The 17,721-nt window shown below is 60.0% G+C and carries 16 protein-coding genes and 4 pseudogenes; 7 read left to right on the forward strand and 13 right to left on the reverse strand.

What is annotated here, in order from left to right:
• Window positions 1–4: 4 nt before the first annotated feature.
• Window positions 5–1,216 (reverse strand): alpha/beta hydrolase, encoded by a 1,212-nt coding sequence (locus HJB82_RS20645; RefSeq protein WP_207585793.1) that lies wholly within the window; start codon window positions 1,214–1,216, stop codon window positions 5–7.
• A gap of 333 nt (window positions 1,217–1,549) precedes the next feature.
• On the opposite strand from HJB82_RS20645, the gene HJB82_RS20650 reads away from it, so the two are divergent.
• The 4 genes and pseudogenes from HJB82_RS20650 to HJB82_RS20660 all read left to right on the forward strand — a co-directional run bounded on the left by HJB82_RS20650 (window position 1,550) and on the right by HJB82_RS20660 (window position 2,942).
• A complete protein-coding gene (locus tag HJB82_RS20650) occupies window positions 1,550–1,789 on the forward strand; it encodes a hypothetical protein (protein WP_246762910.1) in 240 nt (79 codons plus the stop codon).
• A gap of 190 nt (window positions 1,790–1,979) precedes the next feature.
• Window positions 1,980–2,507: a sigma-70 family RNA polymerase sigma factor gene (locus HJB82_RS20655; protein WP_207585794.1), complete on the forward strand. Its 528-nt coding sequence runs from the start codon at window positions 1,980–1,982 to the stop codon at window positions 2,505–2,507.
• Between the two features lie 16 nt (window positions 2,508–2,523).
• Window positions 2,524–2,647: pseudogene (locus HJB82_RS32040) on the forward strand (cytochrome C); the annotation flags it as partial.
• 73 nt (window positions 2,648–2,720) lie between these two features.
• Complete coding sequence (locus HJB82_RS20660; protein ID WP_221116248.1) at window positions 2,721–2,942, forward strand: hypothetical protein; 222 nt, start codon at window positions 2,721–2,723, stop codon at window positions 2,940–2,942.
• A 91-nt stretch (window positions 2,943–3,033) separates the two neighbouring features.
• Here HJB82_RS20660 and HJB82_RS20665 read toward each other — a convergent pair whose 3' ends face one another.
• From HJB82_RS20665 to HJB82_RS20685, 5 genes are all read right to left on the reverse strand, one after another.
• On the reverse strand, window positions 3,034–3,417 hold the full coding sequence (locus tag HJB82_RS20665; protein WP_207585796.1) for a response regulator: 384 nt from the start codon (window positions 3,415–3,417) through the stop codon (window positions 3,034–3,036).
• Window positions 3,410–7,384 (reverse strand): CheR family methyltransferase, encoded by a 3,975-nt coding sequence (locus tag HJB82_RS20670; protein WP_221141273.1) that lies wholly within the window; start codon window positions 7,382–7,384, stop codon window positions 3,410–3,412. Before HJB82_RS20670 ends, HJB82_RS20665 begins: the two co-directional genes overlap by 8 nt.
• Before the next feature lie 64 nt (window positions 7,385–7,448).
• Entirely contained in the window at window positions 7,449–8,471 is a 1,023-nt protein-coding gene (locus HJB82_RS20675) for a chemotaxis protein CheB (RefSeq protein WP_221141275.1), read from the reverse strand.
• Between the two features lie 191 nt (window positions 8,472–8,662).
• Entirely contained in the window at window positions 8,663–9,058 is a 396-nt protein-coding gene (locus tag HJB82_RS20680) for a response regulator (RefSeq protein ID WP_207585799.1), read from the reverse strand.
• 191 nt (window positions 9,059–9,249) lie between these two features.
• On the reverse strand, window positions 9,250–10,401 hold the full coding sequence (locus HJB82_RS20685) for a helix-turn-helix domain-containing protein (protein WP_207585800.1): 1,152 nt from the start codon (window positions 10,399–10,401) through the stop codon (window positions 9,250–9,252).
• 229 nt (window positions 10,402–10,630) lie between these two features.
• Between HJB82_RS20685 and HJB82_RS20690 the strand changes: the two are divergent.
• Window positions 10,631–10,909: pseudogene (locus HJB82_RS20690) on the forward strand (SDR family NAD(P)-dependent oxidoreductase); the annotation flags it as partial.
• 115 nt (window positions 10,910–11,024) lie between these two features.
• Here HJB82_RS20690 and HJB82_RS20695 read toward each other — a convergent pair.
• Together HJB82_RS20695 and HJB82_RS20700 are read right to left on the reverse strand one after the other, a co-directional pair.
• Complete coding sequence (locus tag HJB82_RS20695) at window positions 11,025–11,288, reverse strand: hypothetical protein (protein ID WP_221141277.1); 264 nt, start codon at window positions 11,286–11,288, stop codon at window positions 11,025–11,027.
• A 48-nt stretch (window positions 11,289–11,336) separates the two neighbouring features.
• A complete protein-coding gene (locus HJB82_RS20700; RefSeq protein ID WP_221116245.1) occupies window positions 11,337–11,582 on the reverse strand; it encodes a hypothetical protein in 246 nt (81 codons plus the stop codon).
• 182 nt (window positions 11,583–11,764) lie between these two features.
• Between HJB82_RS20700 and HJB82_RS20705 the strand changes: the two are divergent.
• A pseudogene (locus tag HJB82_RS20705) lies at window positions 11,765–12,651 on the forward strand (protein-L-isoaspartate(D-aspartate) O-methyltransferase); the annotation flags it as partial.
• A gap of 3 nt (window positions 12,652–12,654) precedes the next feature.
• Window positions 12,655–12,729, forward strand: a pseudogene (locus HJB82_RS31925) (DUF305 domain-containing protein); the annotation flags it as partial.
• 189 nt (window positions 12,730–12,918) lie between these two features.
• Here the strand turns inward: HJB82_RS31925 and HJB82_RS20710 are convergent.
• From HJB82_RS20710 to HJB82_RS20730, 5 genes are read right to left on the reverse strand one after another with little or no spacing between them, the layout of a single operon-like run.
• Window positions 12,919–13,683, reverse strand: a complete 765-nt coding sequence (locus HJB82_RS20710) for a FadR/GntR family transcriptional regulator (RefSeq protein ID WP_221116244.1) — start codon at window positions 13,681–13,683, stop codon at window positions 12,919–12,921.
• Between the two features lie 21 nt (window positions 13,684–13,704).
• Window positions 13,705–14,769 (reverse strand): four-carbon acid sugar kinase family protein, encoded by a 1,065-nt coding sequence (locus tag HJB82_RS20715; protein ID WP_221141287.1) that lies wholly within the window; start codon window positions 14,767–14,769, stop codon window positions 13,705–13,707.
• Window positions 14,766–15,758, reverse strand: a complete 993-nt coding sequence (locus tag HJB82_RS20720) for an ABC transporter ATP-binding protein (RefSeq protein ID WP_221131133.1) — start codon at window positions 15,756–15,758, stop codon at window positions 14,766–14,768. The genes HJB82_RS20715 and HJB82_RS20720 overlap by 4 nt, the downstream gene beginning before the upstream one ends.
• Complete coding sequence (locus HJB82_RS20725) at window positions 15,758–16,765, reverse strand: ABC transporter ATP-binding protein (protein WP_207585806.1); 1,008 nt, start codon at window positions 16,763–16,765, stop codon at window positions 15,758–15,760. Before HJB82_RS20725 ends, HJB82_RS20720 begins: the two co-directional genes overlap by 1 nt.
• Window positions 16,762–17,721, reverse strand: a complete 960-nt coding sequence (locus HJB82_RS20730) for an ABC transporter permease (protein ID WP_207585807.1) — start codon at window positions 17,719–17,721, stop codon at window positions 16,762–16,764. Before HJB82_RS20730 ends, HJB82_RS20725 begins: the two co-directional genes overlap by 4 nt.

The raw sequence follows: 17,721 nt of genomic DNA on the forward strand, positions 1-17,721 counted from the left end.
CTCCTCACTGCGTCAGCGTTTGTTGCTTCAGGTCGCCGTCGAGTGTCTCCTTAGCGGATCGTGGGGGTCTCTTCTGTATGACGGGCTGCTCGATGATCTCAATCGGTGCCGCGACCGCGGTAGCGGCAACGGTGCCGATATTGGTCACCGTTCCGCCGACGACGGCCGTAATGCCTTGGCCCAATGTGACCTTGGAATCGGTAAGGGTCTGGCCGGTCATGAGGCGCTGACCGATGAGTTGGACAATCTCGGGACTTTCGGCGAATTTGCCATGGTTTAGACTGTCGTTGCTCTTCACCTTCGTCAGGTCGATGGCGGTGATGCCGGCTTTTTCCAGCTTCGAGCGGTAGGGCTCTTCGGCCGGATTGATCGCGCCGAGACGGGAGACGCGTCCCGTGATGAAGCTGGAGATCGCAAGCGCCTTGTCATCCTGAGAGACGAAGATCGTGAATTTTGGACGTGGCTCGCCCATCTCCACATATTGTTTGGCGAAGACCTGGATGTCGATGTCAGGCGAGGCCAGTATGACATTGTGGATCTTCGAATTGACGTGGCCGTCGCGTATCCCCATCTGCCGCAGAGATTCCATGGCAAGCCAAGTCCCCATCGAATGGGCCATGATGGTGATGTCCTTGACGTTGGGATCAGCTGCCAGCGTGCGCAGTGCCTGCTCCAGCGCCGTACGCGAATAGTTCGTACTTTCCTTGTCGTATTCGTAGGCGGTGATCTCCGCTCGCGACGGCCAGGTGAACAAGACCGGCGTCGCCTGCATCTTGCTATCGTGGACGATCTGCGCCAGCCGGAAAACCGAATCCTCATAGGTGTTGTTGAAGCCGTGAACGAAGACGAGCGCATGTCCGCCGTTCACATGCTGCCGGAACCAGACGCGGCCTTGTGCCACCGTGTCGATCTGCTGAACACTGGTCACGGCAAAGTCGGTGGCAGGATTCGGAGGAAGGCGCTTTGGCCACTGCACGGTGCCGACTTCGCGCTTTGCCGGGATAGAAATCGAGATCTGGGTCAGATGCGGTTTGGGACTGCGCTCGCCGTTGAAGAGCGTGGCGGGGCTTCCCGAAGGCTCGCGCGTGGTCGCGACCAGCATGTCGACCCTAGCTGTCGGGGGCATCGACGATGACGTTGAAACCGGTGTCATCACGCCGCCCGGATGCCCGCAACTCGTCAGAAGAAGAAAAAGAGCCACACCACATTTTGCCATGCACGCATCCACGCATCCTGCGATCGCTCAGGAGGAAGCTTTCCGAGCCCAAACACTAGCAGGCTGACCATGCCGACACCTGTAGCATCACGTAATATCTGTAGGTTTTCCGATGATCAGCCATGGTCTCAGCTTTCCGAATTGCCGGATCCCGACCGCAGATGCTTGCGCCTCTACCGAAGGGGACGGCGACCAATGAGAACTGCGCAATTGCCGGTCGCGATCGCTGGGATGGCCTTATCAGCGGGAACGAAATCCAGACGCCATGGTTAAGCCCTGGAGCGGCGCCTCGTCCCGGGAGCCGCGCGAGGAGATGTAGCCGAGGAGCATGTTGTGAATGTCCTGATGTTCAACAGAGTGAGAAACAGTCACGACGGTCCCGATGCCCCTTTCGTGACCACGGACGGTGATAATCGGAAGCTCTACAGGTTCGCTCTGCAATACGATATGGACGGCAAAAGCTGGGCGACTGAAATATGGGCCTATTCCTCTCAAGATGCCGAAGAGCGCGTGGCCGCGATGCGCCGATCGATGACGATGTGCGGCCAACTTTACGGCGAGGTGGAAGTTTAAAGCCCCGAGGTGCTTCGGCATCTCCGATCATGAGCAACGAAGATATTCGTCTGTCTCCAGCCCTTCGGCCGGCTGAAAGCGTCAATCTCGTGGAAAATCGGTCGATCGATCACAACGATGCGGTTTGTCCGGTATCGTACAGCAACGAAGAGCGCGCACACCGCTTTCCTTCTTATTACGGGAGGAAAAAATGAAGCGCTCGTTCCCAACAAGCTCAGCGTCGCATTGCAAAACAACGTCCGCCATTGAGTCGGAGATCGTCCAGTTGACGCCGGCGTTACGTGCATTTGCCCGGAGGTTCCTGCGCAGCGAGGACGACATCGATGATCTCGTGCAGGAAACGCTGCTGAAGGCATTGAACTCGCGACACCTCTATAAGCCCGACACCTCTCTCAAATCCTGGCTGTTCACAATCCTGCGAAACACATTTTGCACCAACTACCGCCGACAGAAACGCGAGCCGACCGCAATGGACGCGGCCATGGAACAAGTCGCGATTGCGCCCAGCCAGGAATGGGCGCTGCGGGAGCGGGAGCTGCAACGAGCACTCGTGCAACTTCCAGACGACAGGCGCCGGGCACTGATATTGGTGGCGACCGGAACGAGTTACGAGGACGCTGCAAGGCTGTGCGGTTGCCGGATCGGCACGTTGAAAAGCCGTGTAAGCCGGGCACGCGGGTCCTTGCTCTCGATGCTCGGAAACAACCTCATCGACTGATCGTCTTTGCGCCGGCAACAATTCCGCCGACAACATCGTCGGCTGGATCGTCGCGCCCCAGATCTATTCTCCCAAGACAGCGATGCCGGCCGCCGGAATATCCGAGAAGGAAGCGTGACCTCGCGGCCTATCTCGATGCCGCGAGCAGTGATTGGCCGTTTCCTAAGCTCGTTAATAAGCGCATGATCATCGCTGGGAGAGAAGGACATTGAGATGGACAGAGGTATGGTGGAGAAACATCTGCAGCAGGCACGAGAGCATGTGGCGCTAGGAGGACAGCACATCGCTCGGCAGCGCGAGATCGTGGCTGAGATGACCGACCGCGGCTCCGACGCGAAAGAAGCGCAACGACTCCTGGTGATTTTTGAAGAGTCGCAGGTCATGCATGTTGCTCACCTTGATAGGCTTAAGGCCGAGTTGCTTGCCCTGCGATGAAAAGCATGGGCCCCGGTATAAGCTGGGTCGAACCGTTGCGGTAATTGTCGACGGATCAGCAGAGGATTTCGGTCCATAGCGGACCACGCGGCTACGCCTGTCGTGAGGTATCGATAGCAATTTGCAACGCTTCCAACAGCCGCGTCATATCGATGGGTTTGGCACAGCAGCCAATTAATTTGAACCGCGCCGGCAAAACAGAGGCGTCGTAGCCGGTCGTGAACACGAAGGGAACATGGAGTTCCAGAAGCCTGTCGGCAACCGGGTATACCGGCTCACCATGCAGGTTGACGTCCAAGACCGCTGCGTCAAGAACATCCGATACGGCCAGCAGCTCAATCGCATGTTCCAGAGATTGCGCCGGGCCAATGACGATGGCCCCTGCGTCAGCCAGCTCCAGGGATAGGTCTTCCGCCAGCATGAATTCGTCCTCGACCACAAGCACGCGGTATCCGACGAGCATCCGTTCAGCCATGACCATCATCCTCGACCAGGTTGCTGAGGGAAACAGGGATTGCGATCGTGCAATGGACTCCATCCTTACCAAGAACATAGGACGTCTTCGCATCGAGCTGGTAGGGCAGCGCGCGTTCGATCAGTTCACGACCTTGGCCGCCCCCTTGCGGTCCGGAATCGGCGGGCGACATCTTCACCCGGCTCTCCCGCCAATCGACATGCAGCCATGGCTTGCCGCTTTCGCCTTGTTGCTCGACACGCCAAACGATCGCCAGATGCGCCTGCGGTTGGCTAAGCGCTCCGTATTTGGCGGCATTGGTGCCAAGCTCGTGCATCGCCAATGCCATCGTCTGGACAGTCGTCGAGCGAAGCCTGACACCTTCCGGACCTTGCAAGGTAACCCGGCTCGTCTCGCCTTCCGGCACACCGTGGGCTGCCAGTTCGGAGCGGATGAGCTGATCGAAGGTGATACGATCCCCCTCCTGTAGCCGCGACAAGAAGCCCTGCACCCGCGCCAGCACATCCAGCCGGTCGCGGAACTTCTTGTGGAAATCCGCCAGATCGGTGCTGGTACGCATGGTCTTGTCGGCTATCGACCGGACGACGGCCATGAGGTTGCGCGTGCGGTGCTGAAGCTCGGCGACGAGGACTTTCATACGGTCGGCAGAGGCCTTTTCATCGGTGATATCGCGGCCGATACCACCGATCTGCGTGAAATTTCCTTCCTCTCCGAAAAGCGGGAACTCGGCGTTACGCAACCATCGGATTTCGTGGTCAGAGGCGCGCCTGATGCGGTACTCGTATTCCGCACGCTCGCCGTTTCGCACGCGACGAATCTCGGAGAGCGCCTGTTCCCGGTCTTCAGGGATGATCAACTCCGCCCAGCTGCGGAAATTGTTGTCCGTCACGGCCTGCTGGCGCTCGACACCATAGATGGTCTCGAAAGCCGGCGCGAGGTAGTTCCATTGCAGCGTCTCCGCGTCGCGGATCCACAACACGTCGGAAGAGGCTTCGCCAAACAGGCGGAACTGCTCCTCCTCCTGCCACAAAGCTGCCTGTGCTTGTTTCCGTGCCGAGATGTCGATGCAGAACTCAGCGATCGTGCCGTCGCCAAGATCGCGCCCGGCAAACAACATCCAGCGACGCGCACCATCGGCTAAGAAATACTCCTTTTCATATGGCCCCATGCGGCCAGTCTCTTTCAAAGCTGCCATCTGGGCTTCGGTCTCGGCAATGTGCTCCTCCGGGGTCAGCCGGCGCCAGTGCAGCTCTGCGCGCTCCATTTGTGACCTACTGTACCCGGACATCTTCAAGAACACTTCATTCGCGTCGAAGATGACACCGTCCTCATTTAGAAAAACCACGCCGACCGCATCTGTCTCCAGAACGCGCTGCAGGCGTTCCTCGCTGCGTCGAAGCGCCATCTCCGCCTCGTAGGTCCCCGTCAGATCTGTGAAGGTGACGACAGCTCCGCTGATATAATTATCGACGCTGCGATACGGCAGCGCGCGCGCGGCGTAATGCCGGTTGTCCGTGGGGTCGCTGACCTTCCGGTCCACGGGCATCAGCGTTCTGAGGACAAGTCGAACATCGTCCAGCAGTTCCGGATAAGCCACGCGCGATACGACATGATCCAGCGGTCGCCCGACATCCGTGTCAAGCAGATGGAATATTTCGGTTGCCGCCGGCGTGAAGCTTCTGACGCGCAGATCGTTGTCGAGGAAAACAGTAGCGATCTGGGTCGCCTCGAGCAGGTTCTTCAAGTCCGAATTCGCGCGGTCAAGTTCGGTGACACGATGGGCCAGTTCGCCGTTGACGGTCTGCAGTTCCTCGTTGACAGATTGCAGTTCTTCCTTCGAGGTTTCCATCTCCTCGTTGGCAGACTGCAGCTCTTCGTTGATCGACTGATATTCTTCGTTGGACGATTTGAGCTCTTCGTTTGTGGATTCGAGTTCCTCGATGGTCGCCTGAAGCCGGTCGCGCGTAAGGCGCAAATCAGTCTCGAGACGCTGGACGTGCTCTTCGCTCGTCAGCCGTCCTCCGTCGGGCGCCGTCCCCTCAGCCACCTGCCCTGCGTCTTGAAACAGCACCATCAGCGAGGTGACGTCGCCGCTGCCGAGAGGTTCGACGATTATATTGACGGCGTAGGTGCGATCGTCCTGGCGCAACAGCACCCTCGGAACTTCGACCTTGACGGCTTCCGTCGTGGCACGCTGCAAGGCGGAGCGCATATCGAGCCGAAGATCGCGATGAGCAAGGCTCAGGAGGTTGAGTGTCGCCATTCCCGATGCCGGTTCGAGATAGCGGCCTGTGCGTCCTGAGAAGTGGAGAACATCATAGTGCGAATCGACGACCACATAGGCTGGGGCGAAGCGCTCTGCTACGACCTCTGCTTGCCGGCTGATGGTTACCGACAGCCGGCCGGTCTGCAGCATGGGAGCTGGTGCCGAGAACGGATGGTCGGGGCTGCGCGGACGTGGACTGAGCGGGAAGTCCGGAATGATCCGGGTTGCCGTTTCCAGCCTTCGAAACAGGCGGTTTTTGCGGTCGACGGGTGCAAAAAGCTTGGCGTGGCGTGTAACATTCTCCGAGGAACCCAAAAACAGAATGCCGCTCGGCCTAAGCGCAAAGTGGAATATCGGCATGACCCGGTTTTGTAATTCGTTGTCGAGATAGATCAGCAGGTTTCTACAAGACAGGATGTCGATGCGGGAAAATGGTGCATCCTTGACGATGTTGTGAGGAGAGAAGATGCACATCTCCCGCAATTCCTTGACGACACAATAGGTATCGCCTTCTCGCACGAACCAGCGAGCGAGCCGCTCTGGCTGGACCTGGGATGTTATCGCAGCGGAATAGCGCCCGGCGCGCGCAATTCCCAGTGCGCGGGCGTCGAGATCCGTCGCGAATATCTGCACTTCCGGGGGATAATCCATGGTGGCCACATGTTCGCGCAGCAGCATTGCGATTGAGTAGGCTTCTTCGCCGGTGGCGCAACCCAGCACCCAGACGCGCACCTGGTCGGTCGGCTCCTTGCCCTCGAACAGCCTCGGAATCTCGCGCTCAAGGGCATCGAACTCGCTCGGATCCCTAAAAAACTGCGTGACGCCGATCAGCAGGTCCTGAAAGAGGTTCTGTACCTCCTCACGGCTAGCGCGCAATCGCTCGATGTAGGTGTCGATGCTGACGATCTGCAGCACCTGCATGCGCCGTTGGACGCGCCGCGTGAATGTCCCGCGCTTGTATCCGTGGAAGTCATGGCTGGTGACATTGCGAAGAACGGTGGCAATCTGGGTAATCTGCGCCTCGATGGCGCCGGACGCTTCCTCGTCCAGACCAGCCTCTTCTTCCTCGATAACATTGCTCGCATAAAGCGCGATCTGCGTTGCGATGCTCTGGGCCGGCAGACGCAGGTCCGCGATCGCCACTGCTCCTCTGCCTTCCTCGAGAGATCCACTTTCTCCATCGCTTATCTCCACGATCGAGAGGCCGCCAAACTTCTTGGTTGCCGCGACCCCAGCCGTGCCGTCATTGTCAAGCCCGCTCAGGATCACAGCAATCGCGCGCTCGTGGGCATGTTCTGCCAGCGAGATCAGCATGGTATCGACCGTGCCACGATGTCCGACGGGTTCAGAGGCCGGCCGGACGCGGATATGACCGTCTTCGAGGGTCATCATGTCGTCGGAGCCACCGATATAGATATGGTCATGAAGGATCCGCTCTCCATCGGCTGCGACCGTCACCGCCAGTCGCTCCTGCCTCCCCAGCGTTTCGAGCACGGTCGCGGCGCTAAGACCCTCCTGCTGGTAAACTGCCACAAGGTAGGATGCGCCGAGGCCCACGCCAATCTCGGAGAATATCTGCTCGAGCGAGCGAAGCGACTGCGCTGAAACCGCGATACCGACGATCACGAGCGGTTGTTCGTGCTGAACCCGTTCAGGTGCGCTTGCCTGTTGCACCATATCTTCCTGTTCGTCGTACGCCATCATCGATCCATGTCTCTGTTCCACCGACTTAAAACGTTCGGCTCGGCACAAAGATACACCTTTATCAGAAGTCTTGAAAACGTGCCGCGCGGCCGAGGCGCGAAGACGTCAAGGCAGCGTCGCGCAGGGTCGCGGAATAGCGCCGATATTCTGCAGCTCTTGCCTCATAGAGTTCAGCGACGGTGGTCCGGCCGGTATCACGCGCGTCCCGAGCCATGCGCTCAACGAGGGTCACCCGCTCCTCCATGACCCGCATCGCAATCCTGATCGCCTCGTCCAGCTCATCGATGTGCCCCGCCAGCGCGTCAGCGGTATAGGCGTGGCCGATCTGACACCGAAACCGCAACGGCCGGGAACCGCGAACCTCCGAAAGCACGCCATGGCAATCCGGGCAAGTCATAGCAATTGGTGACGCGATCTTGCGAAGTTCGGCGCTGCCAGTTTGTCCACCCGCCGCGATTTCGACTTCGAGCCGCAACTCGTCGGACGGCAAATCAAGTCTCGGCCCCGCTTCGCTTCCCGCGAGGTCGGTAAGAAACCTGCCGAGATCAGCCGCCGCGGCCACATGATCGACCTCTACGGCTTCAAGCGCCGCAAGCGGCATCTGATCCGCCACCGCATCGAGCGGGTGCTGCACCACGGCCGTGCCGCCATTGGATTTGATCGCATGAAGCCCTGCCGCGCCGTCATTGAGCATCCCGGTCAGGACGAGCCCCACCACGCGTGGTCCGAATGACAGGGCAGCAGAGCGAAACATCGGATCAATCGAGGGCCGGGCCATGTTTTCCCGTGGGCCGGCTCCGAACATGATCGTTTCGCCCATGAGCAGCAGGTGGCGGTCGGGTGCAGCGAGATAGACGTGTCCGCGCTCGATCGGCTGGCCGTCAACCGCCTGCGTCACCGGAAGCTTGGATCTCGCCGCTAGCATCTCCGGCAAAAAACCGGGTGAGTTTGAAGGAATGTGGGTACTGACGAAGACAGTTGCCGGAAGGTCAGCAGGTAGATCAGCGACCAGGGTCTTGAGCACAGCTCCACTCCCCGTCGAACCGCCGATAGCAATGATATCCTTGGTCGCGCTTGATGACATGACCTTTGACCTTTCAAGATCATGCTCAACAGTCGGCGAGGCCTCATGGTTCCGCGTCGTACGCAGACAGGCCTAATTGTTCTTCCACATGGCAGCTCAATCGCGAAACCCTGCACCTGCGGCCGGGCTGTCGGTAGATGGGTCGACCGCGCGTCTCAGCAGATTCAAGACAGCTCCATACGGCGAGACGATCAGTTAAGCTTTTCGAACCCGCCGGGTGGACCAAAGAGTGCGACGGCGATCTGCTCGAGTTCAGTTGGTTTTTCGCAGAGCGCAAACCCCTTGTACTTTACTGGGATGTGGGAGGGGTCGTAGCCGGTAGCAAAGACGAAGTTGATGTCACGCGCCTCCAATTCATCGGCGACGGCAAATACAAGCTCGTCACCAAGGTAGACGTCGAGGATCGCTGCGTCGATGTGTTCCCGGTCGATAAGGTCGAGGGCGCGGCCAACGTTTGACGTCGGACCTACGACGATTGCCCCAAGATCCTCCAGCGTCCGGCGAGTCTCGTCAGCCAGAAAATATTCGTCTTCAACGATCAGGATGCGCTTTCCCGAAAAGAGTCTCGTTTGATTGCTATTTTCCACCGGGCACCTTTCCAACGAGGCGGGATTCGAAGAGCAGATAGATGCGTCCTGCGAACACAAGGAATTGGTTCATGATCTGGCTCCTTCGCCTGTCAAACTATAACTTGAGGCAAAAGTTGCGCCCCACGGCAGGTTTAAACGCTGCGACGAGGTGCTCACCGCTCATAGGAATATAGGCTTTATTTTCGTCCTTAAAGTTTTCGGGATTGAAAAGCGGGGATATGATTGGCCGAGTTCATCGAAATGTTCTCGGCGCCGCGCAATGAGAAACCCATCAGGCGCTCGTATTCCGCCTCGGGGATGCCGTAAGAACCATGGGCCTTCAGAACAAGCCCGTCCCGATCGACGACGATGACCTTTCCTCGTACGGATCTGATGAGCTTTTCGCCTTCCAGAACGTGGAGCGCGCCCGTCACTCCGGAACGCCGGACGCCGAGCATGAAAGACATATATTGATGGGTCAGATTCAGCACTTGGCTGTCGGCGCGATCATTGAGCATGAGCAGCCAGCGCGCCAGCCTCTGCTCTATGGAATATCGGCCATTAGCCAAGGCCGTATAGCTGATCTGGATTCCGAGCGACCGCGAAAATGACGATGAAAGAGATCGCAACTGCGGCGCCTTCTGCGTGAGACGAAGAAAGCTGTCGACATCGATGCGCTGGGCAGTTCCCTCGATCTGCACCATCATAGCGTAAGGCGTGCGCCAATCGCCTTCCAACAATCCGGTACCGGTAACGCCTTCACGCCCGATCAGACCGGCCTCTACTTGTGCGCCATCGAGGGACAAGGCGATCAGCGATACAATCCCGGCTTCGACGAAGGAGACTGCCGTTATCTCTCCAAACTGCCGTTCAAGGATCTCGCCTTGAACCAGCCGAATCGATTTCAGATGCGGCTGGATGACATCACTTTCACGGGACGAAAGCGCGGAAAGAATGAGATTTTTGTGGTCGCCCGATGCCTTCTCCGCCGGGCCTCGGCAGTTGGAAAGGGCTTCGAAAATCGCGCTCTTGTCCAGCGGCTTTTCCACGAAGATCCGATCCGCAAATCGCGGAGGAACGACGTCCCGGCTGTAGCCGGTTGCAAAGAAAAAGGGGATATTGCGCTTCGATAGCTCATCGGCGACAGGGAACACCATCGTTCCACTAAGATTGATGTCCAAGACCGCAACGTCAATTTGGGAACCGTCGTCAATATAATTCAGGGCTTGCTGGACGTTGGGTGCAGGCCCGATGATCTTCATTCCGGCTTCTGACAGCTTGGACGCGAGGTCGCTCGCAAGGACGTAGTCGTCCTCAACGACCAGGGCCACCCGCGCGGGCTTGTTGAAAGCCGTATTCATGCCGCTTGCCTCCTAACGTCATGTTCTGCTGCAGGCGAAAACGTTTGGGTTATCGACCTGTTCCAAATCGACCCCAAAGCGCCATTCCCAACATCGCGATCGACGGTGGCGCCACAGGACGCGAAGATCGTTCGGGTTGGAACTCCGGTTTCCAATAACCATTATCGCGAGGGATGGGTGTCGGGCCGCGCCGGCACCTCGTCGATCAACGCTGCGTTCGTCGCAGGGCCATGCGATCGGCAACCAGATGCGCAGCCGCGGCGAAGGCCGCATCTTGCCGACGGGCTCGATCGCCGGTCTCATGCCCGGCTCCGCCGTCTATAACGGCACCAAGGCCTTCATCAACAGTTTCTCTTTTGCCTTGCGCGAAGAACTGAAGGGATCCGGCGCGACCGTCAGCTGCCTCATGCCGGGCGCGACGGAGACCGAGTTCTTCAAGCCGGCCGATCTCATGGGTACTGCGATCGGCCAGGCGAAGAAGGATGACGCGGATGACGATGCGCGGATGCCAACGTCGCGCGGCAAGCATTCTGTCCCATCAGCATTCGGTTCGGGCACGAAATAAGAGCAAGTTTCTGGGGCGGCGCTGCGATCCGGTCCCGCGTCGCCATCCGTCCAGCAATTTAGTCGCGCTCGACGAATTTGTTGAATCGGCTGATCATCCCGTCCTTGGTCTTGTCCTGGTAGAGAAAAGCCAGCTTGTTCTGGTCGAAGATCTTGAAGAATTCATCCCAACCGATCCCGTCGAATTCCTCTTCTTTTTCTCCGAAATCGATGCGCAGCACGCCGCCTTTACCGCCGGCGCGGATAACCGCCGGCTTACCTTCCCTTTTCTCCGCCCATTTCTGGATCGCCTTGTGGTCCGTCGTCGTCTCGGAACTGCTCATTGCTGCCTCCATCTGTTGTTTTGTATTCGGCATATGATCGTCGGGTCGTCACAGCAGCGGTTGCCTTTGCTTCCAGTCGCGATATGGCGCGAGCAGTTCGCCGGGATAGCGCCGCTCGATCTCGCTTTCGGTCAAAACAATCCGGGGAAGGATCTCTTGCGCCGCATCGTCCCCGGCAGCTTCGCTGGCGCTTTCCAGCTCGCTCATGGTCATAAACACCTCGTCGTCGGTCATCACCTCAAGGCGGGAGGCAAGGTCGTCGACCGGTTCGTTGATGAGTGGGTTCGTGGACACTGACGCCTCATCGGAACGGAATTTCCTAGTTTGCATAGGCCTGTCGAACTTCGCTCTTCACACTAAGTTCCCCACATGGACCGAGCAGCGCATCGGAATGACGAGGCTCTCCCGTTGTTTCCATTCTTCTGCCCGGCCGAGAAGCTTGCCCCTAGCCACAACGCCGACAGTGGAGCTGATCCATGGATATGACGCAAATCCGAGACCGCATGGTGGAGCACCAGCTGACGCGTCGCGGCATTCGCGATCGAAGCGTCACCGAGGCGATGCGCACGGTGCCGCGCGAAAAATTCGTTGCTCCAGGTTTCGAGGAATTCGCCTATGAGGATGCGCCGCTGTCGATCGGCGAGGGCCAGACGATTTCGCAGCCCTTCATCGTGGCACTGATGCTCGAAAAGGCCAGTCTGGATGCCGGCGACAAGGTGCTCGAGGTCGGAACGGGCTCCGGCTACGCTTCAGCCCTCATGAGCCGAATAGCAAGGCAGGTCTATTCCATCGAGCGCCATGAAAGGCTGGCGCTTCTGGCCAGGGAACGGTTCGAACAGCTCGGATACCACAATATTGACGTTCGCGTCGGTGATGGCAGCAAGGGCTGGCCGGAAGCCGCCCCATTCGATGCCATTATCGTTTCTGCGGCAGCACCCGAGGTGCCGTCCGCCTTGAAGGAGCAGTTGGACCTCGGAGGGCGGCTTATCATCCCGGTCGGCCGCAGCGAAGAGCAGCGCTTGAGACGCATCATGCGCACCGGGGCCGCCCAGTTCGAGGAGGAAGATCTCGGCGGGGTGGTCTTCGTTCCCCTGATCGGCGAAGACGCCTGGACTGCTGCACATCCGAGGTACACGGCGACGGTCCCGGTATCGCCGGGAACTCTTGCGTCCGGCCCCGGTTCTCTGCGAAACGCACAGGGAGAGGGCATGGGAGAGATAAGCAAATCGCCGGCGCTACCCGAAGGCATGCTCGACCATACCGAGTTCCAGCAACGATTCTGGGCAGTTCAACGTATTTCGTGGATCGTGTTCACGCTTCTTCTGGTGATCTGCTTGCTGCTTTACTTGGAACAGGCGGCCCTCGGGACGATTTCAACAAGCAATATCACTCGGACAGGGAAGCCGCCGCCCACGAAGACGCCGCCGATCTCTTCAAGCGCTAATGCGACGAAGGGGACAATCCCAAGCTGAAGGCATGGGCCGCAAGCACACCTGGATGGGGAATGATCAAATGCCGTAGAAACGACGAGGCCGACGACGCACTGCCCCTCCCACCCTGGGGCATTGCTCGAGGAAATCATCCCGGCAACGGCAAAGACCAAGGTGGAAATCGCCCATCTGCTAGATCCTCAGAAGGACAGGTCGAGCGCCCTGCCCTCGAACAGACGGTCGCGGGAGCCTTCGAGATGCGCCTTCATCAGCCTTTGCGCATCGTCAGCCCGGCCATCGGCGATCGCTTTGTAGATGGCGTTATGCTCTTCATAGACCTGTTCCAGCCCTTGGCGAGGGCCAAGCAGGGAGAGGCCGTGGAGATGCATGCCGACGGCGATATGCGCCTTCAGCGCGTCGATCGAAGCGGTATAATAATGATTGTTGGCAGCCTCAGTTACCGCGCGATGGAAGATGAAATCGGCATCGGTGCGGTGCAACTGATGGCTGGTCGCCTCGCGCAGATCCGCAAGGGCGCCGGCGATTTTCTGGATCGCCGATTCATTGCGGCGCTTGGCGGCGAAGTAGGCGGCGGCCGGCTCGATGGTCAGGCGGAATTCGTAGCAGCGCTGAATATCGGCGATCGTCTTGACCGGCGAATAGGCAAGCTGAGTCGTCGGCGACCCATGGGCGCTGACGAAGGTGCCGGCGCCCTGCCGGGCATAGACCATGCCCTGATCGCGCAGGCGGGCCAGCGCATCGCGGACGATCGGCCTGGAAACACCGAGCATCGAGGCAAGCTCATGTTCGCCGGGAAGGCGTGAATCCGGTGGATAGTTTCCGCCGCGGATACGCTCGAGCAGCTGGTCGAAGACGCGATCGACCAGCTTGACGGCCTTGCCGCGTTCGGGCTTGCCCGGCGGGCCGGCTTCCGCGTTCAAAGATTCGCCATTCACTTCAGCCACGTCATTCTCCCCGGCGGTATCTTATGCCGCCTGATTCCAAAGAACCAGTTTTAACAAACTATCCGGATTGCCGAAGCCCCCCGACTTCACGGCGCACCGAAATTGCCGCCCGTCAGCGGCCGTGATATCAAACCAAGGGATCCCGGCCTCGATCTCGCCCTTTGGCGCCAAGACTCTCACCCCAAGTGCCTGGAAAACGGCAAGCGCCGTATCGCCGCCGCCGACCATCAGCATCTCAGGCCTGGTGTCGTCGATGGCCAATCTGACGCCTGCCGCAAAGCGGCGGGCGACGAGTGCTGCATCGGCCTCCATCTCGCCGGTGCAGCGCAGCAGCGCCGGCAGCGCCAGGCCCTCGCCGCATTCGATCTTGCCCATCGGCGCATCCGCCAGCACGCGCAAGGCGCCCGAAGCTTCGAGCCGGTTCACCTGGACTGAGGTGATCGGATCGCGCGAGCCAAAGGCAAACAGCGTGCGCGGGGTTGCCGTAAATTCCGTCATCGGCCGCCGCCCCGTTTCGCCGAGCCGGCGGGCAAATGCCGCACCGAGACCACGCGCACCGACGCCGAGCGTCGTCAGCCAGTCATGACCCTCGACGATCTGATCGAGATCGCTCTCATCCTCGGCATCGGCAACGACAACATCGTCCGGGTTGGCCTCGAACAGCATGGCGATCGGCAGCGGCGTGTTGACGCCGCGGCCGACGACACATCCGCGGTAAGTCACGCGCTCCTGATCGGGGATGGCGGGCGCCACGAGGATGGTCTTCAGGCCGAGCGCCTTTTTCAGCGCCAGGCTTTCCGCCGCGACATTGCCCTTCAGCCGGGAGTCGATCTTCTTCATAACAACGGAAGGTTTGATGTCACGAATGACCTCGGCGGCCGATCGGACCCTTTCGGCAGCTTCACGCTCGCTAAGAGCGCGAGAGGCGGTGTTGATGACCAGGACATCGCAGCCGGTGGCGATCGCAGCCTGTGCCGCCTCGACATCGATGGCGACCGCAACCGAAAGGCCGGCCGCGACGAAGGGCGTGCCGGTATCGAGCGCACCCGTCAGATCGTCGGCAATGATCGCAGCCTGCAGCGTCATGCGATTTGCTCGGTATTGACGGCGTGGCAGGCAACGAGATGGCCGGGCTTGGCCTCCTTCCAGGCGGGAATAACTTTGCTGCAGACATCCATCGCGATCGGGCAGCGCGTGTGGAAACGGCAGCCGGAAGGCGGGTTCAGCGGGCTCGGCACGTCGCCCTGCAGGATCTGGCGCTGGCGGGTGCGCTCATGCTCCGGATCGGTCTCCGGAACGGCCGACAGCAGCGCCCTGGTATAGGGATGCAGCGGATTGTCGAACAGTTCCTCGCGGCTGGCAAGCTCGGCGAGCCGCCCCAGATACATGACGCCGACGCGGGTGCTGATATGGCGCACCACCGCCAGATCGTGGGCAATGAACAGATAGGTCAGCCGGTATTTCTCCTGCAGATCGAGCAGCAGGTTGATGATCTGCGCCTGGATCGACACGTCGAGCGCCGAGATCGCCTCGTCGCAGACGATGAATTTCGGCTGGCAGGCAAGCGCGCGGGCAATGACGACACGCTGACGCTGGCCGCCGGAAAGCTCATGCGGGTAACGCTGGGCAAACCGCGTGGGCAGGCCGACATCGGTGAGCAGCGTCGCCACTTTCTCTTTCAGCTCGGCCTTGGTGCAGAGTTTGTGGAAGAGGATCGGCTCGCCGATCGCCTCGCCCACCGTCATACGCGGATTGAGCGTCGAATAGGGATCCTGGAAGACGATCTGCAGGTCGCGGCGGAAGGGCCGCATCTGCTTTTCATCGAGCGTCGCGAGGTCCTGGCCCTTGTAAACGACCTTGCCGCTGGTCGCCTTGTAGAGGTTGAGGATGGTGAATCCGGTCGTCGACTTGCCGCAGCCGGATTCGCCGACGAGGCTCAGCGTCTCGCCTTCCATGATATCGAGATTGACGTTGTCGAGCGCATAGACCGTCGCCGAGCGTTCGCCGAAGGCGCCGAGCTTGACGTGGAAATGCTTGACCAGGTTTTCGACCTTGAGCAGTGGTTGAGCATCCATTACGCGGCCTCCTGCATTCTCTGGACGACGAAACAGGCGGCGCGATGATTGCTGCTGCCGCTTAAGCGTTCAAGCTGCGGCACCTTTTCGTGGCAGATCGTCTCGGCGAGCGGACAGCGCGGCGCAAACGGGCAGCCCTTCGGCCGGCGGCCGGGCTCCGGCGGCGTGCCGCCGATCGAACTCAGCCGGCTTGCCGGCGGGTCGGACAGTTTCGGGATCGAGGAGAGCAGGCCGCGGGTATAGGGATGGCTCGGGCGGGCATAGAGCTCGTCGACCGGCGCATCCTCGACGACCGTGCCTGCATAGAGCACGGCGACGCGGTCGACCAAGCCGGCGATCAGCGCCAGATCATGGGTGATCCAGACGACCGACATGCCGAGCTTGGCGCGCAGGTCCTTCACCAGATCGACGATCTGAGCCTGGATGGTGACGTCGAGCGCCGTCGTCGGCTCATCGGCGATCAGAAGCTTGGGATTGCAGGCAAGGCCGATCGCGATCATCACGCGCTGGCGCATGCCACCGGAAAGCTCGTGCGGAAAGGCCTGCAGGCGCTCTTCCGGGCCGGGAATGCCGACGAGGCGCAGAAGCTCGACGGCGCGGGCGCGGGCCGCAGCCTTTTTCATCCCGCGGTGATACATCAGCGGCTCGCAAATCTGGTCGCCGACGCGCATGACGGGATTAAGCGACGTCATCGGATCCTGGAAGACAAAGCCGATATCGCCGCCGCGCACCTTGCGCAGCTCGCGATTCGACATCGTCTGCAGATCGCGGCCGTCGAAGGTGGCCGTTCCCTTGGTGACCTTGATCTTGTTCGGCAGGAGCCGCATCAGGCTCAGCATGGTGAGGCTCTTGCCGCAACCGGATTCGCCGACAACGCCGAGCGTCTCGCCCTTGTCGACATGGAGATCGATGCCGTCGACGACGACGGCCGGGCCATTGCGGCCGTCGATCTCGACGGTGAGGTTCCTGACATCGAGCAGGCGTTCGGTGTTTTTGGTGTCGATCATTTGCTGCCCCGCGGATTGAGCGCGTCGTTGAGACCGTCGCCGAGGAAGCTGAAAGCAACCGAGGCAAGGCCGAGCACGGCCGCCGGAGCGGCAAGGAGATGCGGATAATGCTGCCAGACGCGAAGGCCGTCCGAGATCATGTTGCCCCAGCTCGGCGTCGGCGGATTGACGCCGACACCGAGGAAGCTGAAGGCGCTTTCCAGCACCATCGCCGTGCCGAGGCCGGCGCTGACCGAGACGATCAGCGGTCCAAGCGCATTCGGCACGACGTAACGCTTGATGATGACCCAGTTCGAAAGGCCGAGTGCCTGGGCTGCGGTGATATAGGGTCGGCTGCGAATCGACAGAACCTGGGCGCGCACCAGACGGGCATAGGGCGGCCAGGAGATCAACGCCATCGAGCCGAAGACGAGGATGAAATCCACCCATATCGTCTGGCGATAGAAGGGATTGAAGGTCTCGAGGTAACGCGCCTCCATCCATCGGGTGATCGGCGATTTCAGCGATGCGTTGATGACGACGACGAGCAGCAGGTTGGGAACCGACATTGTCACGTCGGTCAGCCACATGATGGCGCGGTCGAAGGGATTGCCGAAGAAACCGGCCACCGCGCCGAGCGTGAGGCCGATCAGCACCGCAAAGAAGGTGACGATGACGGCAACGAGGAAAGCGGTCCGCGTGCCGAAGACCACCCGGCTGAAGACATCGCGGCCGAGATCGTCGGTTCCAAAAAGATGGCTCATCGACGGCAGCGCGTTACGTGCGTTGAGATCCTGGCTCAGATAGTCATAGGGCGTCAGGTAAGGCCCGAAGATCGCTGTGAAGGCGAGGATCAGGACGATAACCAGGCCGAAGACGGCGAGCTTGTTGCGCTTCAGCCGATACCAGGCGTCGCGCCACAGGCTGACCGGCTGTTCCTCGACGGTTTCGGTGGTGGATAGAGGGATTGCGGACAT

This window comes from Rhizobium sp. NZLR10, assembly GCF_019685125.1.
Classification (GTDB): Bacteria; Pseudomonadota; Alphaproteobacteria; order Rhizobiales; family Rhizobiaceae; genus Rhizobium.

Excerpts from the sequence above, each read along its gene's own strand:
- HJB82_RS20715 (WP_221141287.1), bottom strand. The coding sequence starts at position 14,769 with ATGACGCTGCAGGCTGCGATCATTGCCGACGATCTGACGGGTGCGCTC.
- HJB82_RS20670 (WP_221141273.1), bottom strand. The coding sequence starts at position 7,384 with ATGGCGTACGACGAACAGGAAGATATGGTGCAACAGGCAAGCGCACCT.
- HJB82_RS20720 (WP_221131133.1), bottom strand. The coding sequence starts at position 15,758 with ATGGATGCTCAACCACTGCTCAAGGTCGAAAACCTGGTCAAGCATTTC.
- HJB82_RS20730 (WP_207585807.1), bottom strand. The coding sequence starts at position 17,721 with ATGTCCGCAATCCCTCTATCCACCACCGAAACCGTCGAGGAACAGCCG.
- HJB82_RS20695 (WP_221141277.1), bottom strand. The coding sequence starts at position 11,288 with ATGAGCAGTTCCGAGACGACGACGGACCACAAGGCGATCCAGAAATGG.
- HJB82_RS20645 (WP_207585793.1), bottom strand. The coding sequence starts at position 1,216 with ATGGCAAAATGTGGTGTGGCTCTTTTTCTTCTTCTGACGAGTTGCGGG.
- HJB82_RS20655 (WP_207585794.1), top strand. The coding sequence starts at position 1,980 with ATGAAGCGCTCGTTCCCAACAAGCTCAGCGTCGCATTGCAAAACAACG.
- HJB82_RS20725 (WP_207585806.1), bottom strand. The coding sequence starts at position 16,765 with ATGATCGACACCAAAAACACCGAACGCCTGCTCGATGTCAGGAACCTC.
- HJB82_RS20685 (WP_207585800.1), bottom strand. The coding sequence starts at position 10,401 with ATGAATACGGCTTTCAACAAGCCCGCGCGGGTGGCCCTGGTCGTTGAG.
- HJB82_RS20660 (WP_221116248.1), top strand. The coding sequence starts at position 2,721 with ATGGACAGAGGTATGGTGGAGAAACATCTGCAGCAGGCACGAGAGCAT.
- HJB82_RS20665 (WP_207585796.1), bottom strand. The coding sequence starts at position 3,417 with ATGGCTGAACGGATGCTCGTCGGATACCGCGTGCTTGTGGTCGAGGAC.
- HJB82_RS20675 (WP_221141275.1), bottom strand. The coding sequence starts at position 8,471 with ATGTCATCAAGCGCGACCAAGGATATCATTGCTATCGGCGGTTCGACG.